The sequence below is a fragment of the Marinilabiliales bacterium genome, from assembly GCA_007695015.1.
Lineage (GTDB): Bacteria > Bacteroidota > Bacteroidia > Bacteroidales > PUMT01 > PXAP01.
This window is the reverse complement of record REEN01000043.1, coordinates 24,543-42,638: the sequence shown is the minus strand read 5'-3', so window position 1 is coordinate 42,638 and position 18,096 is coordinate 24,543. Positions and strand designations below refer to the sequence as shown.

The window sequence follows — 18,096 nt, the reverse complement described above, 5'->3', positions numbered from 1 at the left end:
ACAACCGGCGCGTAAAGAGAAACAGGATAGGCCTGGAGCATCAGGAACTCCTTATTCATGCAATAATCGGCATAATTGTGATTTGAATCATATTAAGCCCCTGTTATAGTCTGCTTATTTATGGTTACTTTTTAATAAACCCGGGATTTTACAATGAAAAACAAATTATATTTTATTTGATAAGCAATAAAAAGCTTATTCATTTAGTCTTATGTTTACTATATTTGTGTAAACAACAGCGTCATGGGGAAAATAATAGAAGTGAAAAAATCTGTAAGCCGATCGCAGGTTGACAATGAGATTGAGAAAATTACAGCAAAGAAACGCAAATTCAACCTGCGGAAGTACATGGGCAAAGTTCAATTTCAGCATATTGATCCATTGCAATATCAGAAAGAAATAAGGGATGAGTGGGAATAGTCTCTTAGTCGATACCAATATCCTTATCTACCTTTTTAAAGGTAATGAAAGAGTATATGAGCTACTTTACGAAAGGGATTTGTGGGTTTCCTTTATAACAGAGATGGAATTACTCTCTTTTGATGGCCATACTACATTAGAAATTCAGACTATCAGGAGGTTTTTAAGTAATTGTAAGATTATTGATATTAATAGAAGTATAAAAGATACTGCCATTAACATTCGAAAAACCAATAACCTTAAATTACCTGATGCCATTATTGCTGCCACTGCTCATTATCTTAATATTCCGCTAATAACGGCCGATAAAGGATTTAAAACCATAGATGATATTATTTCGGTCATTGTGGATTTTTAGTTATTGGTGTAAACCCTGATTTTTTAAATATTAGATGAGTTTTTTTCGCCAGACTGGTTAAAACTATCTTCCTGCAAGTGAAAAAAGCGTCCCCCGAAAATCCCGCTGAAAGCGGGAAAAAATTGACGACGGTATCCGCCGTGTCAACTGTGTCTGCCGTTTTGTTGAAAAATTAGCCCGATGGTCTGAGGTTCCCGTTTATCCTGACGGCTGATGTGTCCGCCGACCTGCCGAACAGCCCCGTCGCCCGGTTAATATTGATGGCCAACGCATCCCGACGGGTGGGGTGGTCCCTGATAAATATCTGTAATATGTTGATATCTAATTGTCTCTGTGAATTTTTTGTTGAAAAAAAGTTCGAACTTCGTTCAGAAGTTTGCGACATGACAGGACATCTTCCATTTTTTGGTCGGTGTCCTTTACTTTCCTACCCCCACCCGGTTCTCCACAGAGATAATTCATGACTTATCAAACCAGAATTTATTACAGGTAATTACTATCTGTGAATTATCATATTATATATAATAACCGAATAATAATTGTTAATTATTTAACATTTATTATCTTTGTATTGCTGAATAGTGTATAATAACGGGATAATATATATCTGCAAGATGAGAAATACAGTTAGTTGGGACATTATTAAAAGGTTTTCTGGTGCTGATCAGGATTGTTTTACTTTTCAGGATGTGTTGTTTAAGTATCCCGATGTTAATAAAATTTATCTTTCGAGAGTTCTTTCAGGGATGGTTGAAAAGGGCATGTTGATAAAACTTAGCCGGAATCTTTATTACATTGTCCCTCCAAGTGCTGATCCCCAAAAGTATGTTCCGGATTGGCACCTTGTTGCCAAATATTTAATGAGGGGTAAAAAATATTACATTGGATATTATTCAGCAATGCAGGTACATGGATTAATAACCCAACCAAGCCTGAAAGAGATTATCGTAACTGATCTACAGATAAAACCTTCCATAAAAAAAATCCGGGGAGTTGAATTCCAATTTGTATATCACATAGAAAAAAGATTCTTTGGGTTTAAAAACATATGGATCGACAAGCATAATAAAGTAATGGTCAGTGATCTTGAGAAAACATTTGTTGATGCTTTGACACGCCCGCATTTAAGTGGTGGATTGGTTGAAATTGGCAAAGCATTGTATGAAACAAAGGAAAAAATCGATTATCGGAAATTACTTGAGTACTTAAACCGTAATGCAAGCGAGGCCACAAAGAAGAGATACTTGTTTCTTGTGGAATTGCTCGGTCTTACCTGGACAAACCATTATGATGAAATGTTAAAAGAAATTGGTCCAAGTTTTCCAGTTCTCGATACCACCGGTCCAAATCAAGGCCGGAAAGACTCAAAATTCGGCTTGAAGATCAATATTGATATAAGTACTATTATAAACTCAATATTCACATGATCAAATCTCAGGAGATTTTGAAAATAGCAAATAGCGAAGGCGTCAGACCTCAGCAAATTGAAAAGGATTATATTATATCCTGGGTATTATGGGGTGTTTATAGCCATGGTATTTTAAAGGATGCTTTAATCTTTAAAGGTGGAACTTGTATAAAAAAGATCTTTATCGTGGACTACCGATACTCTGAGGATATTGACTTCACGATTGAACCATCATTGGAAAAAACACTTTCGGATGAAGAAATTTACAAAGCATTTAATGAAGTATTTGGAAACATCAGAGAGGCTGCCAATATTGATCTGACTATAACTGAAGATTCAAAGGAAGTTCATGAATCCGGATCCATTAAATTCTACATTGAATATATCGGCCCGCTCGGAGGCAAAAGCTATCATATCAAGACTGATATTGGGAGAGGTGAAAAACTTGAATTTGAAGTTGTGAAAAAACCAATGGTGAATAATTACTCAGATCTTGAGGAAGAGGATGAGGTAACCATTACAAGTTATAGTCTGGAGGAAATAGTCATTGAAAAAATGGTTGCCCTGATGGGAAGGACAATACCACGTGATTTATATGATTTTGAGTACTTAATAAATATACAAGGCATTGAATTACAGGATGTATTTATCGAATTTCAACTGAAAGCAGAACATAAAGGTCATGATTCCAAAGAATTTGTTCAAAAAGTGATTGCTAAGGAGAAAATTTTTGAGAAAGCATGGACAAAGAATCTAAGTCATCAGATTAAAGATCTGCGAAACTTTAAAGATGTGTGGAGGGATTTCAACAAGCAATTGAGAAAATTTGAAAAATGTAAATAATAAATCGGTCTGAATGCCACTGTTCACAAGTATTACAAAGGCTCTTCTATCCAACTCAGCGTTTATAACGAGAGATTATCCTTATGGAATCCCGGCATATTGCTGGATAAGGAGTGGGCTCATAGTTGGCTCACAATGGGCTCAAATTTGGCTCAAATATAAATGCCCTCAACACATAGTTTTTTGTCATATTTCTTTTCCGCCAAAAAACTATTTTCCTGCAAGTAAAAAAAGCTCCCCCCGAAAATCCCGCTGAAAGCGGGAAAAAATTGACGGCGGTGTCCGCCGTGTCAACCGTGTCCGCCGTTTTGTTGAAAAAATAGCCCGATGGTCTGAGGTTCCCCTTTATCCTGACGGCTGATTTGGCAGGTTGTCTTTTTTTGAGAGTATTATCCGGTTGATACTATAGAACCATATATCAATCCGCTGAGTGTTGCCATTACTATCACCAGTCCCACGAAAACCGAAGTCTTTCTGGTTCCCATCACACTATGGATTACCAGCATATTGGGTAATGAAAGTGACGGTCCTGCAAGTAGCAGCGCCAGAGCCGGTCCCTGTCCCATTCCTGACCCGATCAGGCCCTGAAGGATAGGCACCTCTGTGAGGGTTGCAAAATACATAAAAGCGCCGACTACTGAAGCAAAAAGATTACTCCACAATGAATTTCCGCCGACAAGGGTACTTATCCAGTGGTCGGGAATAATACCGGCAATTGCCGTGTCGCCATGAGTCGAACCAAGCAGGAAGCCGGCAATAATAACACCAAGCGCAAGAAGGGGCATGATCTGCTTGGCAAAGTCCCATGACGAAAGGGTCCATTCCCGGTTTTCTTCATCACTGGTTAATGTAATGACAGCCAGGGCAGCTATAGCTACAAGAAACGGCACCATCGGTCCCGGGAAAACAAGTGATGAAATCACTACGGCCAAAGCAGATGCAGCAACTTTCCACCAGGCTATTTTCAGAACCCTTATAAGTGAATATGCCAGAACCAGTCCGAGCAACCCTGTTATATACCATTTATTCGACCAGATGAAATACCATCCTCCGCTCTCAACTCCGCCCTCCGGCGCTCCCCAGTTGGCGAACACGAGGATCAGCACCAGGGTGAAAAAATGGAGCGAAGTCTGCCAGAGAGGACGCTTTTCCGGGGGAGCAGCAATATTCATCTGAGCTTCCTCCTTTTCCTTCTCTTCTTTCCTGAAAAAAAACGCCATCAATAGCCCGATAACAATAGCAAATATAACAGCTCCGACCACCCTGGCAACTCCCAGTTCCCAGCCCAGTATACGGGCTGTAAGAATGATCGCAAGTATATTTATAGCTGGTCCGGAATAAAGGAACGCAACCGCAGGGCCCAGTCCGGCACCTCTTTTGTGAATGCTTGAAAACAGTGGTAAAATTGTACAGGAGCATACTGCAAGTATAGTTCCCGATACAGATGCAACAGAATAGGCCAGGTATTTATTTGCCCGGGCACCGAAATATTTCAATACTGACCCCTGACTTACAAAAACCGCTATAACCCCGGCAATAAAAAACGCCGGGATAAGGCATAGAATAACATGCTCTTGTGCGTACCAGCGAACCAGGTCGAGAGTAGCAGCAACAGCTTCCTGGAAACGGGCACTTTCAAGTGGCATATAATATGCAAGCAGAAAAAAGAAGCCTATCCACCAAAGCTTTTTAACTTCAACTTTCCAATCCATAATAAAATCTTATAATTGTTCGCAAAATAACGAACAAGTATTGAAAAAGTTTCAACAATTACAAAATAAATACTGAAATAATATTCAGGACCTTGAAAGGTCAGAAAATGACTTCAGAAATGTCCAGGGATCCAATATTGCTTATAAATTTATTGTCCGGGAAATCATCAATTAGCTCAAAACTTCTTCCTGTTGGCAAAGGCAACAAGTGAAAGCATGACAGGCACTTCAACAAGTACCCCTACAACCGTAACCAGCGCAGCGGGTGATTGCAGTCCGAACAGGGCAATAGCCACGGCAACTGCCAGTTCAAAGAAATTACTGGCGCCTATCATGGCTGCAGGTGCACAAACGGCATGTGGAAGCTTCAGTTTTTTTCCGCCGTACCAGGCAATAAAAAAGATAAAGTAGGTCTGTATCACGAGCGGCACGGCAGCAAGCAAAATTATCAGCGGATTGTTCAGGATATTCTGTCCCTGGAATGCAAACAACAGAACAAGAGTTATCAAAAGGGCTATAATGCTTACCGGCTTTAACCTGGGAAGGAATTCTTTCTTAAACCACTCTTCTCCCTTTGATTTCATAAGGATCCGCTGGGTGATAACCCCGGCAACAAGAGGAACAACCACGAAGATCACTACACTGGCGACCAGTGTGTCATAAGGAATGATCACATCTGTTATTCCAAGTAACAAGCCAACGATGGGAATAAATGCCACAAGGATGATCAAATTGTTTACGGAGACCTGTACAAGAGTGTAATTCGGGTCTCCATCGGAAAGGTAGGACCATACAAATACCATGGCGGTACAGGGGGCTGCACCCAGAATAATGGCGCCGGCAATATATTCCCCGGCTAAGGCCGGATCAATCCACGCAGCATAAACCTTGGTGAAAAATATCCACGCAAAAAACGCCATGGTAAAGGGTTTTATCAGCCAGTTAATTATTACGGTCCACACTATTCCCCTGGGCCTTTTTCTGATATTCCTGATACTTGAAAAATCTATCTGGAGCATCATGGGGTAAATCATCAGCCAGATAAGAATGGCAACCGGTATATTCACCCTTGCTATCTCCATGCTGCTTATTATTTCAATGCTGTCGCCGGCAATATGACCTATCAGAATACCTGCAAGAATTCCGAGAGCAACCCAGATTGTAAGGTACTTTTCAAAAAGTCCGATGGTTTTTTTTGGTTTATCGGGTATCGTTACCTTTTCGTAACTATTTGTCATGGCAATACAATTTTTCAGATTAACATTACTATTATAAACACACTGTTTTACCGACGCTTATGGCCAGTAAAAAAACTGTTATCCGGTTCCATGTGCATCCTATAATTGAGGTTTAATTTCTTCTTTATACAGTTTGAAAAAGCCTTCCTTTATCTCATTCCTGACACGGATAAATTCGCTGTGAATATATTCTTCAGTTCCGGTAACATGGGAGGGGTCGTCAAAGCCTATATGGAGACGTTTTTTTACATTACCCGTAAATACCGGGCAGTTTTCATTAGCCCCTCCGCATACTGTTATGACATAGTCCCATTCATCTCCCAGGTATTTATCCACAGGGTCGGAAGTGTGGTGACTTATATCGATGCCAATATCTTTCATCACTTCAACAGCCTTCTTATTAAGCTGTCCTGAAGCTTCCGTTCCGGCAGAGCGTACAATCAACCTGTTATCAAATGATTCCATAAATCCGTGTGCCATCTGGCTGCGGCATGAATTTCCGGTGCAAAGGATAAGTATCTTCATCTTATTTTAAATTATCAACAACAATCATTTTCAGTTTTTATAATTCCGGGATCAGTTTTTATCTCCTCAATAAATGATGAGAGTGTTTTTTCCAGCAAGTCCACGGTGGCCGTATTAAGGCAATAATTTGTTTTAACCCCGTCAACTGTACCGGAGATCAGGCCAACTTTTTTAAGCTCCTTCAGGTGCTGGTTCACGGTTGTCCTGCTCAGAGGCAACTCATCGGATATATCACCGCTGATGCATGTCTTTATCTCTGCAAGATATTTTAGTATAGCCAGCCGGGCCGGGTGTCCGAGTGCCTTGAACATTGCGGCGCTGGCCTGAAGTTCTTTTCCGAACAATGAAACCTTTGTTGCTGCCATATTATCATTATTTTATAGAACCAATTTATCTAAATTCACTTGTTTTACAGATATTCCTGATAACCACATTAATATAAATCCGGCTTATTGTGACGCAAATATACGTCATTTAATTTAAGCGACGTAATTTTACGTCACTTATTTTTATATAAATAGTTACCGGGAGTAAATTATCTGGTTTCAGGGTTTGCGGAAGATGCATATAAATAACAAATTGAATATATGCAATGTTTTTTATTTATTGTCATAGTGGTATCTGCAACTATAGATAAACAGATCTTCTTCTTCTACACTATATACAATTCTGTGCTCTCTGTCAATTCGTCTGGACCATAGACCGGCGAGGTCGTACTTTAGGGGTTCGGGTTTCCCGATACCTTCATATGGTGAGGACTGGATATCCTTAATTAGAGAATTAATCTTCTTTAATGTCTTCTTTTCGTGAGTCTGCCAGGATGTGTAATCTTCCCATGCATTTTTTGAGAAAATGATTCTTTTCATTCTTCAATCAGTTCCTTCTGGAATGTCTTCCCACTTTTTATTTGTTCAATTGATTCAAATAACCTGGTAGCATTCTTTTGAGAACTAAGAAGATGTAATGTCTCCATTATTGAGTTATACTCTTCAAGTGAAATCATTACTGCTCCCTTGCCTGTTTTCCTCTTAATAATGAGAGTCTCCTTGTCATTCTCCACACTATCGAGATAATCCTTTAGATGTGTTCTAAATTCTGTAAAATTAGCTGCTATCATAACTACAGGTATTTTTATAAGTACAAAATTAAGTACTCTTATAGTAACATCCAAACTTCTTAGCAATTATTTTCTATTATTACAAACTTATTTTCGTTCAAAAATGTAATATAGACAGGGCAGTAGTAACAGGGTAACAAAAAGTGAAAACAATAGTCCGCCAATGACAGCAATAGCCATCGGTTGAAGCATATCGCCTCCTTCACCTATATTCAGGGCAAGCGGTAAGAGTCCGAGTACGGTAGTTGCCTGGGTCATCAGGATCGGCCTGAGACGCAGGGGCGCACCGGTGAGTATTGCTTCACGGGTACTCATTCCTCCGGCACGGTATTGATTGATAAACGAAATAAGTACCACGCCCTGTGTGGCAATGCCTCCTATCATTATAAGCACTCCGATCAAAACTGTGGCACCGGTGGGATATCCTGTTATAAGCAAAGCTGCCACAACACCTACAAATGCAAAAGGGACTCCAATTAATATCGCCCGATTCCCGTAAATGGGTGGCAACTGTGCCATCAACCAGGCTTCGTACGGAAGTGGCTACCCTGCTGGCAGATAAACCAAAGTCTGCCATCCTTTCTCTGTTAAGATGGATCTGGTATTCAGGTTTGTTGATCTGAGTGCCAATTCTGATATTGGTCAGTCCGTCAATATCACCCATCCGCTGTGTAACGGTGGTTGCCAGTTCATTGAGACGCTCCATGTCAAGACCGCGCACCTTCACTTCAACCTCTGAATCACCCATCCGCCGTATTCCCCTCATCCGTTGTTGTGCAACAACAATACGAACACCGGGCTGAGCAAACTCCATTACCTTCGGCCGAAGCTGGGCCACATACTCACGGGTGCTGTACGGGCGATCAGAACGCGGAACCAGCTCGATATCTATTTGTCCCTCATCGGCAATCTCATAAGTTATAAGTCCCCAAACCCTTCCCCCGGAAAGGGTGAAATATTTATCCACGTAAGGATCATCTCTTACAACCGACTCAATCCTTGCGAGAAGACTATCGGTTTTGGCAATGGAAACCCCTGTCGGCTGTATGGTTTTTATCATGATGCGGCCGTCATCAACGCTTGGGAGAAATTCACTTCCCAGCCGGCCCGCAAAATACAGAAGGGAAGATCGTTTATAATATCCCCGGTTCTGAATGGGAATGGCTAAGAACAGAGAATACTCTGATCACGTATGGCTGTATTTTGTCTCCATCAAGGCTTGACACGGACCATTTTCCGGTTTTTGAACACTGCAATTTTATTGTTAAAAGCAAAATTCTTTCCTGAATTCACGGTGCACAATCAACCGTTTTATCCGTTCAGGAACTATTTTGCTCAAAAACCAGATAAACATATTAAACCTGTTGGGTATTATTACCGTTTTCCCCTTAAACATTTTATTCAGGGTGAACCAGGCAAGCCTTTCAGAATTGATTTGCGTAATCTTTCCGAAAAATCCATGGGCCTTAATACGCTCATTAGTTTCCGGAGTGGTATCGACGCCAGCCGGGCAAACCACACAAACCTTCACTGTCGTATTGTCAAGCTCTATTTGCAGAGCATCGGAAAATGCCAGCACGAAAGATTTTGAGGCAGCATATACGCTTTTATAAGGTATGGTGAAAAAAGCTGACAAACTACTGACATTCAGAATAAATGATTCTTCATTTTCCTTTAAAAGAGGAATGAAGTATCTGGAGAGCAATACAAGCGCTCTGATATTCAGTTGAATTGTTTGATCAATATATTCTTCATTTGAAGATTCGAACTCAGATGTACCGCCGACACCAGCGTTGTTTATCAAAATATTTACTTTATACCCGTTCTCAATACACCAGTTATATGTATTTAGTGGTGACTGGGAATGCGTCAGGTCAATGCCCAGTGAATGCACTTTTACGGGGTATGAACTTCTGATATAATCTGCCGTTTCCTCGAGTTCGGGACCGGGCAGCGCCACCAGCAAAAGATTATGACCGCGTCTGGCACATTCAATTGCAAACGCCTTTCCAATGCCGGCGCTCCCCCCGGTTATCAGAGTGAAAGTCTGACTGGTCATCAGTATCAAATATACAATTTAATTATGAACTGATTTCAACCATGGTAAAACCATTTTAATAGTTTCCTGCAAAAAAATACATTTACAGCAAACCGGCTTTACCGCTTTTTTGCCTGATGCATTCCAACTTTGGTTAATATCTTTTTTACCAGGCCTGGTGTTAATGCCGAAGAGGAACAGAGGCTTTCAATCGTGGTTGTAAAAAAAACCCAGGGACCTAAGTCCGCTATGTATTTCCGGGTTTCTCATAAAGAGTTCCCACAACAGGCCTGAACGGTAATTTTCAATCATCACCACTATCGGTCCCTGGTCTATTGCCAGGTAATTATCGGCGTACCAGTCATGATGGATCGAAAAGGCATCATAAAAACCATATTCGCCGAAAAGCCTCTCTCCCAGCTCATCGTAAAAAAAACGAAGCGCCTTCATCGACTCTTCGGGGGTATAAGGGAATGATGAAAGGGCGGCAGTGGGTGTAATCACTCCCAGGTCGTTGGTGGGACTGTGCGCAGAATAACCCAGGTGGTTATCGCTGGCCGTGAGACCCCAGCACCTGTCCGAGTACCCCTTAAAGCCGTTGGGGTTTTCGACACAATGCCGGTAATTTATCAGTGTATGGTTCCGGTTCTGTTCCCAGTAGCTTGTATGCGAATCATGCAATCCACGCGGGTCAAGACCGAGAAATGAGTAGTGGCTGAAAAACAACGGGCCCCCGTAAGGAAATCCCAGGGGGAGGGTGATCCCGTAATAGGTATTGCCGTTAAGATAATGCTCACCCTCTTTCCATCCCCGGTGATACACCTCCGGAGATACAGGGTAGGTGGGAGATGATGCAGCCAATATGTAAACTATCAGACATTCGTCATACCCTCTGACAGGATGATCCATTTCCCAGTGGTAATCGGGCGACCAGTGCCAGTATAGCCGGTTCTGTCCGTTTGTGTACCATTGCCAGTTCACATCGTGCCACAACCGGGTGATTGTCTCGCGCAGGGTTATTTCACCGGGACTGTTTCCGTCGAAATACTCCCGTGCCGTCAGCAGTCCCTGCAAAAGGAAAGCCGTTTCAACAATGTCGCCACCGTTGTCCTTTTCACTGAAGGGACGGGTTTTGCCGGTAGATCCGTAGTACCAGTGTGACCAGGCTCCATGATAGCGTTCACTCCGCTCCAGGAAGCCGACGATCCTGGTCAGTTGTTCCAGGGCATCCTCCCGGCTGACGAATCCGCGCTCAACTCCAGCGATAACAGCCATAATGCCGAAACCGGTTCCCCCGGTCGTGACAACATCGTTGGAATAGTGCCTTTCATCACTTCTTTCAACAGCCATGCCACTTTCGGGATGAGCAAAATCGGTGAAGTATCTCAGGGTCTGCTCCTGGACCTTATCAAGCAGTGCTTCATCTGTCAGGGCTCCGGTCCTTAACGTATCACCGCACCCGGTTAATATCAACGCGAATAAGAAAGCAGCCTTAATAATGATGTCATTTACTCCTGGCTTGAACATAAAAGTATTATTATGTCATTGTTTATAAGTACATTAAAAAGAGCAAGCCCGGGTCTTTCCCTGAAGGGGACCCGGACTGCATAACTTAACTATTCAGGCTTTTCAGCTTCATATATACGTCCGACCTGCTCTTCCGTCAGTGCCACGTTGAATATCCTCAGATCATCCAGGTCTCCTGTATAATTACCGATCCATTCGTGTGCCGTATTGGGATTCCTTCCGATATAAAATATTGAAGCACTTTCAGGTACCGTTATAGGCCCCATCGGGGTGTCGCCGGCAATCAGTGTATCCCTGGATATCTGTTGACCGTTTATATACATTTCCCTAATACTGTTTTCTCCGTTATATGCATACACGAAATGATACCATCTCGAACTGGGAAACAGAACATCCCTGAGAACTCCATGGTCGGTGTCGGTCCACGCAAAAACATCTGAATCATGATGACGGGTAACAGCCTTGTAACGAAGGGTGTCGCCTCTCTCGCTTCCTTCCTGCCATATGGCATAACCGGCGTTCCAGTCCATTTCCGGGTCGATGAATGAGAGGATAAAGTTGGTTCCGCCGGCCATCTGCTGGGCACGGAGCCACATGCTTACTGTAATACTGCTTACTCTCAGTTCATCAGGGTCTGTAATCATGATGCCTGATGTTGCTGTTCCCTTGTAAGCTGAGTTTTCCCTGCCGTGACGGTCAAATGTATATTGAACATTTGCCCCGATTGTTGTATTACCGTCTTCATCATCTTCATTCCCGTTAAACCGGAAAAAAGCAACCCGGTTGTCAACAGCTACCGTATCGGCAGAAGTAGGCATCTCCCCGTTTCCATTACCGTTATCACCATTTTCAGGATCAACGTCATCGTCTTCTTTTGAGCAGGCTGCAAATGAAACAGCTACTGCCAGAAAAATCCACAATAATAATCTCAGGTTTTTCATAATAGCAGGTTTTAGTTGATAGATTTAGTTAATAATATAATTGTCAAAAACTTCAGTCATAGTAAAAGCCGAGAGCATCAAGTCCCCTATGAATATGTTCATTTCTCATGAACACATCCCAAAGGAGGCCGCTCCGGTAATTCTCGATCATTACAACAATGGGGCCCTGGTCAATTGCCAGGTAACTGCCGGCAAACCATTCATGCTCAAAATTGAAGGCATCCCTGAACCCGTAATTGCCCCACAGATCATCGTACAGATAGTAATAGAAAGTGTTCAGCGCCTTCCTGCTCTCCTCAGGTGTATATGGCATTGATGAAAGAGCCGCAGTGGGAGCAATCGTACCATTGTCTGTGCCATGGTTACCAAAGGGGGCATGGGCCTGGTAACCAACCTCAGGATCATCACTGGCGGTAATGCCCCATAATGAGTCGCTGTAGTGGCAGAAATTTTTTGGATTTGCAATACAATACCTGTGGTTGATAAGGCTGTGGCTGCGGTTCTGCTCCCAGTAGTCCGCATAACTGTCATTTAACCCGCGCGGATCAAGCCCCATAAAAGAGTAATGGGCGAAAAAGAGCGGGCCTCCAAAATCAACTCCCAGCGGAAGCCGGATGTTGTAAAAGTTCCTTCCGTTGACAATATCGCCGTTACGCGCCCATCCATGATGGTAAACCTCCGGTGATACAGGATAAGTGGGCGAGGCGGCAGCCAGTATATAGACGATCAGCGCCTCATTCCAGCCGCGCACCGGCAGGTTGATCTCAAATTCGTATTCGGGCGACCAGTGCCAGTAGAGAACATTCTCCCCGCGGGTGTACCACTGCCAGTCAACACCATGCCATAAGGTATCAATAAGGGCCCTGAGAGAATCTTCCAAAGGCGTTTCACCGTCAAAATACTCCCTGGCCGATAAAAGCCCCTGCACAAGAAAGGCTGTTTCAACCAGGTCGCCACCGTTGTCTTTCTCGCTGAAGGGGATCGTTTTGCCGGTTGTTCCGTCTATCCAGTGTGCCCAGGCGCCATGGTAACGCTCCGCATTAAAAAGGAAATTGCCGATTTTCAGCACCCTTTCAAGCACATCTTCCCTCCCTATGAATTCCCGTTCGGCACCCGCTATCATGGCCATTATGCCAAAACCGGTTCCTCCGGTTGTAACAAGGTTCCCCGACGTGTTTCGTTCGCGCGCCATACCGGATACCGGCTCGGCAAAATCCCAGAAATATTTCAGTGTTTGCATCTGCACCTTATCAAGCAGTTCATCCAGGGGCATCTCCTCCGCGATGACCCTGGAAAGCGGCGGACAAACCTCTGATACGTCGTTATCGTTATTGCCGTTTTCACCCGGGATATCATCATCATGCTCTCTTCCGCAGGAAACAAGGAAGAAAAGAAGAATAAACGCGTAAATATCAGATCTGATGATCATTATGTTATTTTATAATAACCTTACAATACGCTAGTACCCCGGATTCTGAACCAGCACACCGTCACTCAGGTCGATCTGTGACTGGGGTATGGGGAACACCTCATTTCTGCCGGACTGGAATCCGCGGGGACCGAGAACCTCCGGTGCCCTTCCTGTCCTAACCAGGTCAAAAAAGCGATGTTTTTCCAGTGCAAATTCAGCCCTCCTCTCATCCCACACATCCTCCGGGGTGGGAGCATCTATTGGCTCAAGGCCTGCCCTCTCCCTTACAAGGTTCAGGGGTGTGGCTGCATCTTCCCCGGTATGCAGGGCTGCTTCAGAATTCATAAGAAGCACCTCAGCATAACGGATATACCTTATATTGTGATCGAGAGCATAATCAATCGTATTATATTTAAGTTCGGTATAGACCTTATTGTTGTAATATGGGTTGGGGCAGTTTGCACTTATGGAATCGCCGGCAGGCGTTCGTGAACCTCTGGGCAGGACAGTGGCAAACTTGCGGATTTCATCACCCCTGCTGTCAAAGAAATCTATCAGCCTTGCCGAAGGCACGTTGAAACCCCAGCCCTGCAACCTGGAGAAGTTGTTTCTAGGACCCTGCACAAAACCGTATTCGCACCTGTACCTGCCCTGGTCCCTTGACGTAAGCTGCAATTCAAAAACCGATTCAGAAGAGTTCTGTCCTACTACCCTGAATAACTGGTAGAAATCCCTGTAAAGAGCATAACTGTTTGATAATATGATCTCATCAGTCTGCCCCCTTACTTCCGGCCAACGCTCCTGGTACATGTATGCCCGCGCCAGCAATGCCCTGGCAGCTCCGCTGGTAGCCCTGCCTGCTTCATTTAATGAATAGGCAGAAGGGAGGTGGTCAATGGCAAAAAGCAGGTCGCCTTCAATGAAATCATACACCGCATTTACCGGAGATCGCGGTATCTGTGCAAACTCTTCGGCCGTAAGGGTGGTTTCGACAAGAGGAACCCCACCGAAGGCAAGGTTCAGCCTCAGATAAAGAAAAGCCCGAAGGAATTTTGCCTCGGCTACAAGGGCATCCCTTATGTCATCATTTTCAAAATTAAGATCATTCAACGTATTGACAGCAAAGTTCGCATTGCCTATCACCCTGTAATGGTCGTTCCAGAAACCAAGCAACAGGTCGTTCGCAGGATCATAGGTAAATGAGTTCATCTCAATCATTGAAGGAGCATCATCGGGAGTACTGCCCTTGTCTGCATCATCACTGGTAATTTCGAACATCCCTATATACGGGAATACACTTATTCCCCAGCTCCTTAAACCGGCATAAACGGCACTTACATACCTGAAGCCTTCCTCTGCAGTCGGCTCTTTTTCATAGTCGACGGGAAGCTGGGCCTCAAGGGGTATATCCAGAAAATCTTCGCAGGCCGTAAAAAGAGGTACTGAGATCATCAGCAATAATATAACTGCCGCCTTTATTCTTATATGAAGTTTTTGCATGGCCATGTTTTTAAAAATTCACATTAAGACCCAGTGTGTAGGTAGCGCTCAGAGGATAAGTATCATTGTCAATACCTGTCGCAATGGGTGATCCTCCTATCTCGGGTGTATAACCGTTATACCTGAAAAAGGTAACCGGGTTCTGTGCGCTCAGGTACACCCTCATATCATTGATCCTGAGATTTGACATAACATCCGCCGGCAAAGCATATCCTATCTGGATGCTTCTCACCCTTATATAACTTCCCGGCTCCACAAAAAATGAATTTGGGAAGATATTTCTCCTCGTAAGTGCTGCTGAAGGGTATGTGTCGGAAGAGCCGGAGCCCGACCAGTGGTTTTTGTAAAAGTCCATGTCATAGTTGGCATCGGGAAAAATATTCCTGTTGGCTCTTTTTGCATTATAAAGCTTGTTCCCGGATACTCCCTGGATAACAAGAGAGGCGTCCCACTGCCGGAACCCGGCGTTGGCAGTGAACCCGAAAAGGAATTTTGGGATAGGACTTCCCAGCATCACACGGTCGGCATCATCGATCCGGTCATCGCCGTTAACGTTCTCAAACCTGAAATCGCCGGGTATGGCATCTGGTTGCAGAATAACTCCGTTGGGGCTTGTATAATTGTCTATCTCCGTCAGGCTCTGAAACACGCCGGCAACCCTATAGCCGTAAAATGCGCCGACGGGCTGCCCAACCACCGTCCTTGTAAGGAACTGACCATTTGTAAGTGCCCCGAAAATGACACCCGATTCATTGTCTATCTCCAGCACCTCATTGTCAACAGTTGAAAAATTCCCGGAGAATGAATAGCTCAGTTCACCCGAACGGTTATGATCGCTCCATCCGAGAGAAAAATCGATGCCGCGGTTACGGATCTTCCCGTTGTTGCCCAACAGGTTGCTGGTACCCGCAACCCCGGGTATGGGTGCGTAGAATACGGCATTATTGGTAATGCGGTTGTAAAAGTCCGCTTCCAGGCTCAGTCTTCCGCCAAATGAGAAAACTTCAATACCGGCATTCAGCTCTTCCACCGTTTCCCAGACCAGGAAATTATTGAAAACGGTCTGAAAGGTAAGTCCGGGCACAGGGTTGTCTCCACCGAAAATTCCTGTTGTCCCAGGTCCCGGTCTGCCGACAATAACCGATGAATTGGCGGGCACATTGTTGTTTCCCAACTGGCCCCAGCTGGCACGTATCTTCAGGTGATCAAAATAATCCTGTCCGGCCATAAAATCTTCCTGGCTTATGACCCATCCAAGCCCGATCGAAGGGAACACCCCCCATTTCTCATTATACTTGGAAGATCCGTCGGCCCGGACAGTAGCTGTAACCAGGTACCTGGAATCATAGTTATAACTGGTGCGCGAAAAAAATGACAAAACCCTGCTTTTGAATCCACCGTCAGAGGCATTGCGGTTGGTATCATCACCCAGCGATATATACCGGGTCTCATCTGACAGCTCGGGCACATTGAATGCATTGCCGCTCAGGTATGTGGAAAAGAACTCCTGCACCGATGATCCGGCCATCAGTTTGATATTGTGATTATTGATTAACCTTGTATATTCCAGGGTATTGTCAAACTGGATATTCCTGTTAAAATCGTTGTTCCTGTTCAATGATGATGTGTTATTGTTCTGCAAGCCCGACACATAATATGTAGGATTGAAATTTTTGCGCTGTCCAAATTCGAGAGTTGCATTGAAATTGCTTCTAAGCTTGAGGTTCTCCCGGATATCAACAGTCAGCCATGTGCTGGGGATGATATTATACAGATCAGTTCCCGAATTATAATAATATGCACTTGCGAGAGGGTTCGCAAAAGGGCCCGAAAACCCGAGTGCCGTCGGATCCGTCCAGTCAAAGCTGTCATCTCTTGCCCGGAAAGCCGGGGGAGCAACATATGCCTGGAAAAGCGAATAATTGTATGCATGGGTGCTGTTGTTCTTTGAGAAGATCAGGTTATACCCGATCTTGATCCTGTTGAAGAGATACTCATTTTTAGCCCGGAAATTTAACCGGTTGAAGTTATTTGCATTCCCCGGATTATGAGTATGAAGAATACCGTCCTGGTAAAAGTAGCCTATTCCGTAGCTGTACGATGAATTCTCAGATCCGCCTGATATGCTTAATTCGTGACTTGAAACCAAAGCGTTCCGCGTCAGTTCATTGTACCAATCGGTGCTCTCGCTGAAGTCCCCGGGATCAAAGAAATTCCCCACACCGGTCAGCCCTGTCCTCTGGTTCAGGAGTTGAATATACTCTTCTGTACCTGCCATCTCAAGAATGTTGGTAACCTGCTGAAAGCCTGTGTATGTTGAAAAATCAACACGCGTTGGCCCCTCTCTACCCTCCTTTGTTGTGACCAGTATCACGCCGTTGGCTGCCTGTACACCATAAATTGCACCTGCTGATGCATCCTTCAGGACTGTGATTGACTCAATGTCGTTGTTATTCAAGAAATTAATATTATTAACAATTATCCCGTCTACAACATACAGGGGCCCCCCTCCTCCCGCAAAAACGGTACTCACCCCACGTATCCTGATTGTGGGCTGACTTCCGGGTTCGCCGAAGTTGGTAACCATCATCCCCGCAACCTTGCCCTGAAGTGCCTGTGCCGGATTGACGGTTGTCTGGCGGGATATCTCTTCAGACCTGATAGTGGTTACAGGTGCGGTGAGATCCTGCTTTGTGCCTGTGCCGTAACCTATAAAGACAACCTCCTGCAAAGATGCAATCTCCTGTTCAAGAGCTACATCAATAACAGTCTGGCCATCCACGGGTATCTCCGCAGATGCCATCCCGATAAATGAAAAAACCAGGACCGCATCTTCTGAAACTGTGATCTGGTACGTTCCGTCCATACCGGTTTGTGTTCCCTCTGCTGTATCCCTGACCAGTACCGTGGCACCCGGCAATGTTGTTCCGTCAGCAGCATCTGTAACCGTACCCCGGACTGTTACCTGGGAAATTCCAGATATCGCCGTGCAAAAAAGAAAGAGAAGAAAAAGGATCTTATACTTCATAATGCAGGGCTTTTGAGAATAAAAGAGATA

15 protein-coding genes and 1 pseudogene are annotated in these 18,096 nt (G+C 44.1%); 3 read left to right on the top strand and 13 right to left on the bottom strand.

Going from position 1 to position 18,096, the window contains the following annotated elements; all coding sequences use genetic code 11:
• Positions 1 to 406 precede the first annotated feature (406 nt).
• The 3 genes from EA408_04210 to EA408_04200 all read left to right on the top strand — a co-directional run bounded on the left by EA408_04210 (position 407) and on the right by EA408_04200 (position 3,029).
• Entirely contained in the window at positions 407 to 778 is a 372-nt protein-coding gene (locus tag EA408_04210) for a type II toxin-antitoxin system VapC family toxin (GenBank protein TVR73756.1), read from the top strand.
• 614 nt (positions 779 to 1,392) lie between these two features.
• A complete protein-coding gene (locus tag EA408_04205) occupies positions 1,393 to 2,205 on the top strand; it encodes a transcriptional regulator (protein TVR73755.1) in 813 nt (270 codons plus the stop codon).
• Positions 2,202 to 3,029: a nucleotidyl transferase AbiEii/AbiGii toxin family protein gene (locus tag EA408_04200; protein TVR73754.1), complete on the top strand. Its 828-nt coding sequence runs from the start codon at positions 2,202 to 2,204 to the stop codon at positions 3,027 to 3,029. Before EA408_04205 ends, EA408_04200 begins: the two co-directional genes overlap by 4 nt.
• Positions 3,030 to 3,418: 389 nt before the next feature.
• Here EA408_04200 and EA408_04195 read toward each other — a convergent pair whose 3' ends face one another.
• The 13 genes and pseudogenes from EA408_04195 to EA408_04135 all read right to left on the bottom strand — a co-directional run bounded on the left by EA408_04195 (position 3,419) and on the right by EA408_04135 (position 18,066).
• Entirely contained in the window at positions 3,419 to 4,741 is a 1,323-nt protein-coding gene (locus EA408_04195) for a hypothetical protein (GenBank protein TVR73753.1), read from the bottom strand.
• 176 nt (positions 4,742 to 4,917) lie between these two features.
• Positions 4,918 to 5,979 carry an arsenical-resistance protein gene (gene arsB, locus EA408_04190; GenBank protein TVR73752.1) on the bottom strand — a complete coding sequence of 354 codons (1,062 nt, stop codon included), beginning with the start codon at positions 5,977 to 5,979 and terminating at the stop codon, positions 4,918 to 4,920.
• A 99-nt stretch (positions 5,980 to 6,078) separates the two neighbouring features.
• Entirely contained in the window at positions 6,079 to 6,504 is a 426-nt protein-coding gene (locus EA408_04185) for an arsenate reductase ArsC (protein ID TVR73751.1), read from the bottom strand.
• A gap of 14 nt (positions 6,505 to 6,518) precedes the next feature.
• Positions 6,519 to 6,869: an ArsR family transcriptional regulator gene (locus EA408_04180; GenBank protein TVR73750.1), complete on the bottom strand. Its 351-nt coding sequence runs from the start codon at positions 6,867 to 6,869 to the stop codon at positions 6,519 to 6,521.
• 234 nt (positions 6,870 to 7,103) lie between these two features.
• On the bottom strand, positions 7,104 to 7,370 hold the full coding sequence (locus EA408_04175; protein TVR73749.1) for a Txe/YoeB family addiction module toxin: 267 nt from the start codon (positions 7,368 to 7,370) through the stop codon (positions 7,104 to 7,106).
• The gene (locus EA408_04170) at positions 7,367 to 7,621 is read right to left on the bottom strand and encodes a type II toxin-antitoxin system prevent-host-death family antitoxin (GenBank protein ID TVR73748.1); all 255 of its coding nucleotides are present in this window, start codon (positions 7,619 to 7,621) and stop codon (positions 7,367 to 7,369) included. Before EA408_04170 ends, EA408_04175 begins: the two co-directional genes overlap by 4 nt.
• A gap of 87 nt (positions 7,622 to 7,708) precedes the next feature.
• Positions 7,709 to 8,681 (bottom strand): annotated as a pseudogene (locus tag EA408_04165) (efflux RND transporter permease subunit).
• Between the two features lie 204 nt (positions 8,682 to 8,885).
• On the bottom strand, positions 8,886 to 9,689 hold the full coding sequence (locus EA408_04160; protein TVR73747.1) for an SDR family NAD(P)-dependent oxidoreductase: 804 nt from the start codon (positions 9,687 to 9,689) through the stop codon (positions 8,886 to 8,888).
• Between the two features lie 177 nt (positions 9,690 to 9,866).
• Positions 9,867 to 11,186: a beta-glucosidase gene (locus EA408_04155; GenBank protein TVR73746.1), complete on the bottom strand. Its 1,320-nt coding sequence runs from the start codon at positions 11,184 to 11,186 to the stop codon at positions 9,867 to 9,869.
• Between the two features lie 89 nt (positions 11,187 to 11,275).
• Complete coding sequence (locus EA408_04150) at positions 11,276 to 12,127, bottom strand: LamG domain-containing protein (GenBank protein TVR73745.1); 852 nt, start codon at positions 12,125 to 12,127, stop codon at positions 11,276 to 11,278.
• Positions 12,128 to 12,179: 52 nt separating this feature from the next.
• On the bottom strand, positions 12,180 to 13,556 hold the full coding sequence (locus EA408_04145; protein ID TVR73744.1) for a beta-glucosidase: 1,377 nt from the start codon (positions 13,554 to 13,556) through the stop codon (positions 12,180 to 12,182).
• A 30-nt stretch (positions 13,557 to 13,586) separates the two neighbouring features.
• Positions 13,587 to 15,044 carry a RagB/SusD family nutrient uptake outer membrane protein gene (locus EA408_04140; protein TVR73743.1) on the bottom strand — a complete coding sequence of 486 codons (1,458 nt, stop codon included), beginning with the start codon at positions 15,042 to 15,044 and terminating at the stop codon, positions 13,587 to 13,589.
• A 4-nt stretch (positions 15,045 to 15,048) separates the two neighbouring features.
• The gene (locus tag EA408_04135; GenBank protein TVR73742.1) at positions 15,049 to 18,066 is read right to left on the bottom strand and encodes a SusC/RagA family TonB-linked outer membrane protein; all 3,018 of its coding nucleotides are present in this window, start codon (positions 18,064 to 18,066) and stop codon (positions 15,049 to 15,051) included.
• Between the last annotated feature and the right edge of the window lie 30 nt (positions 18,067 to 18,096).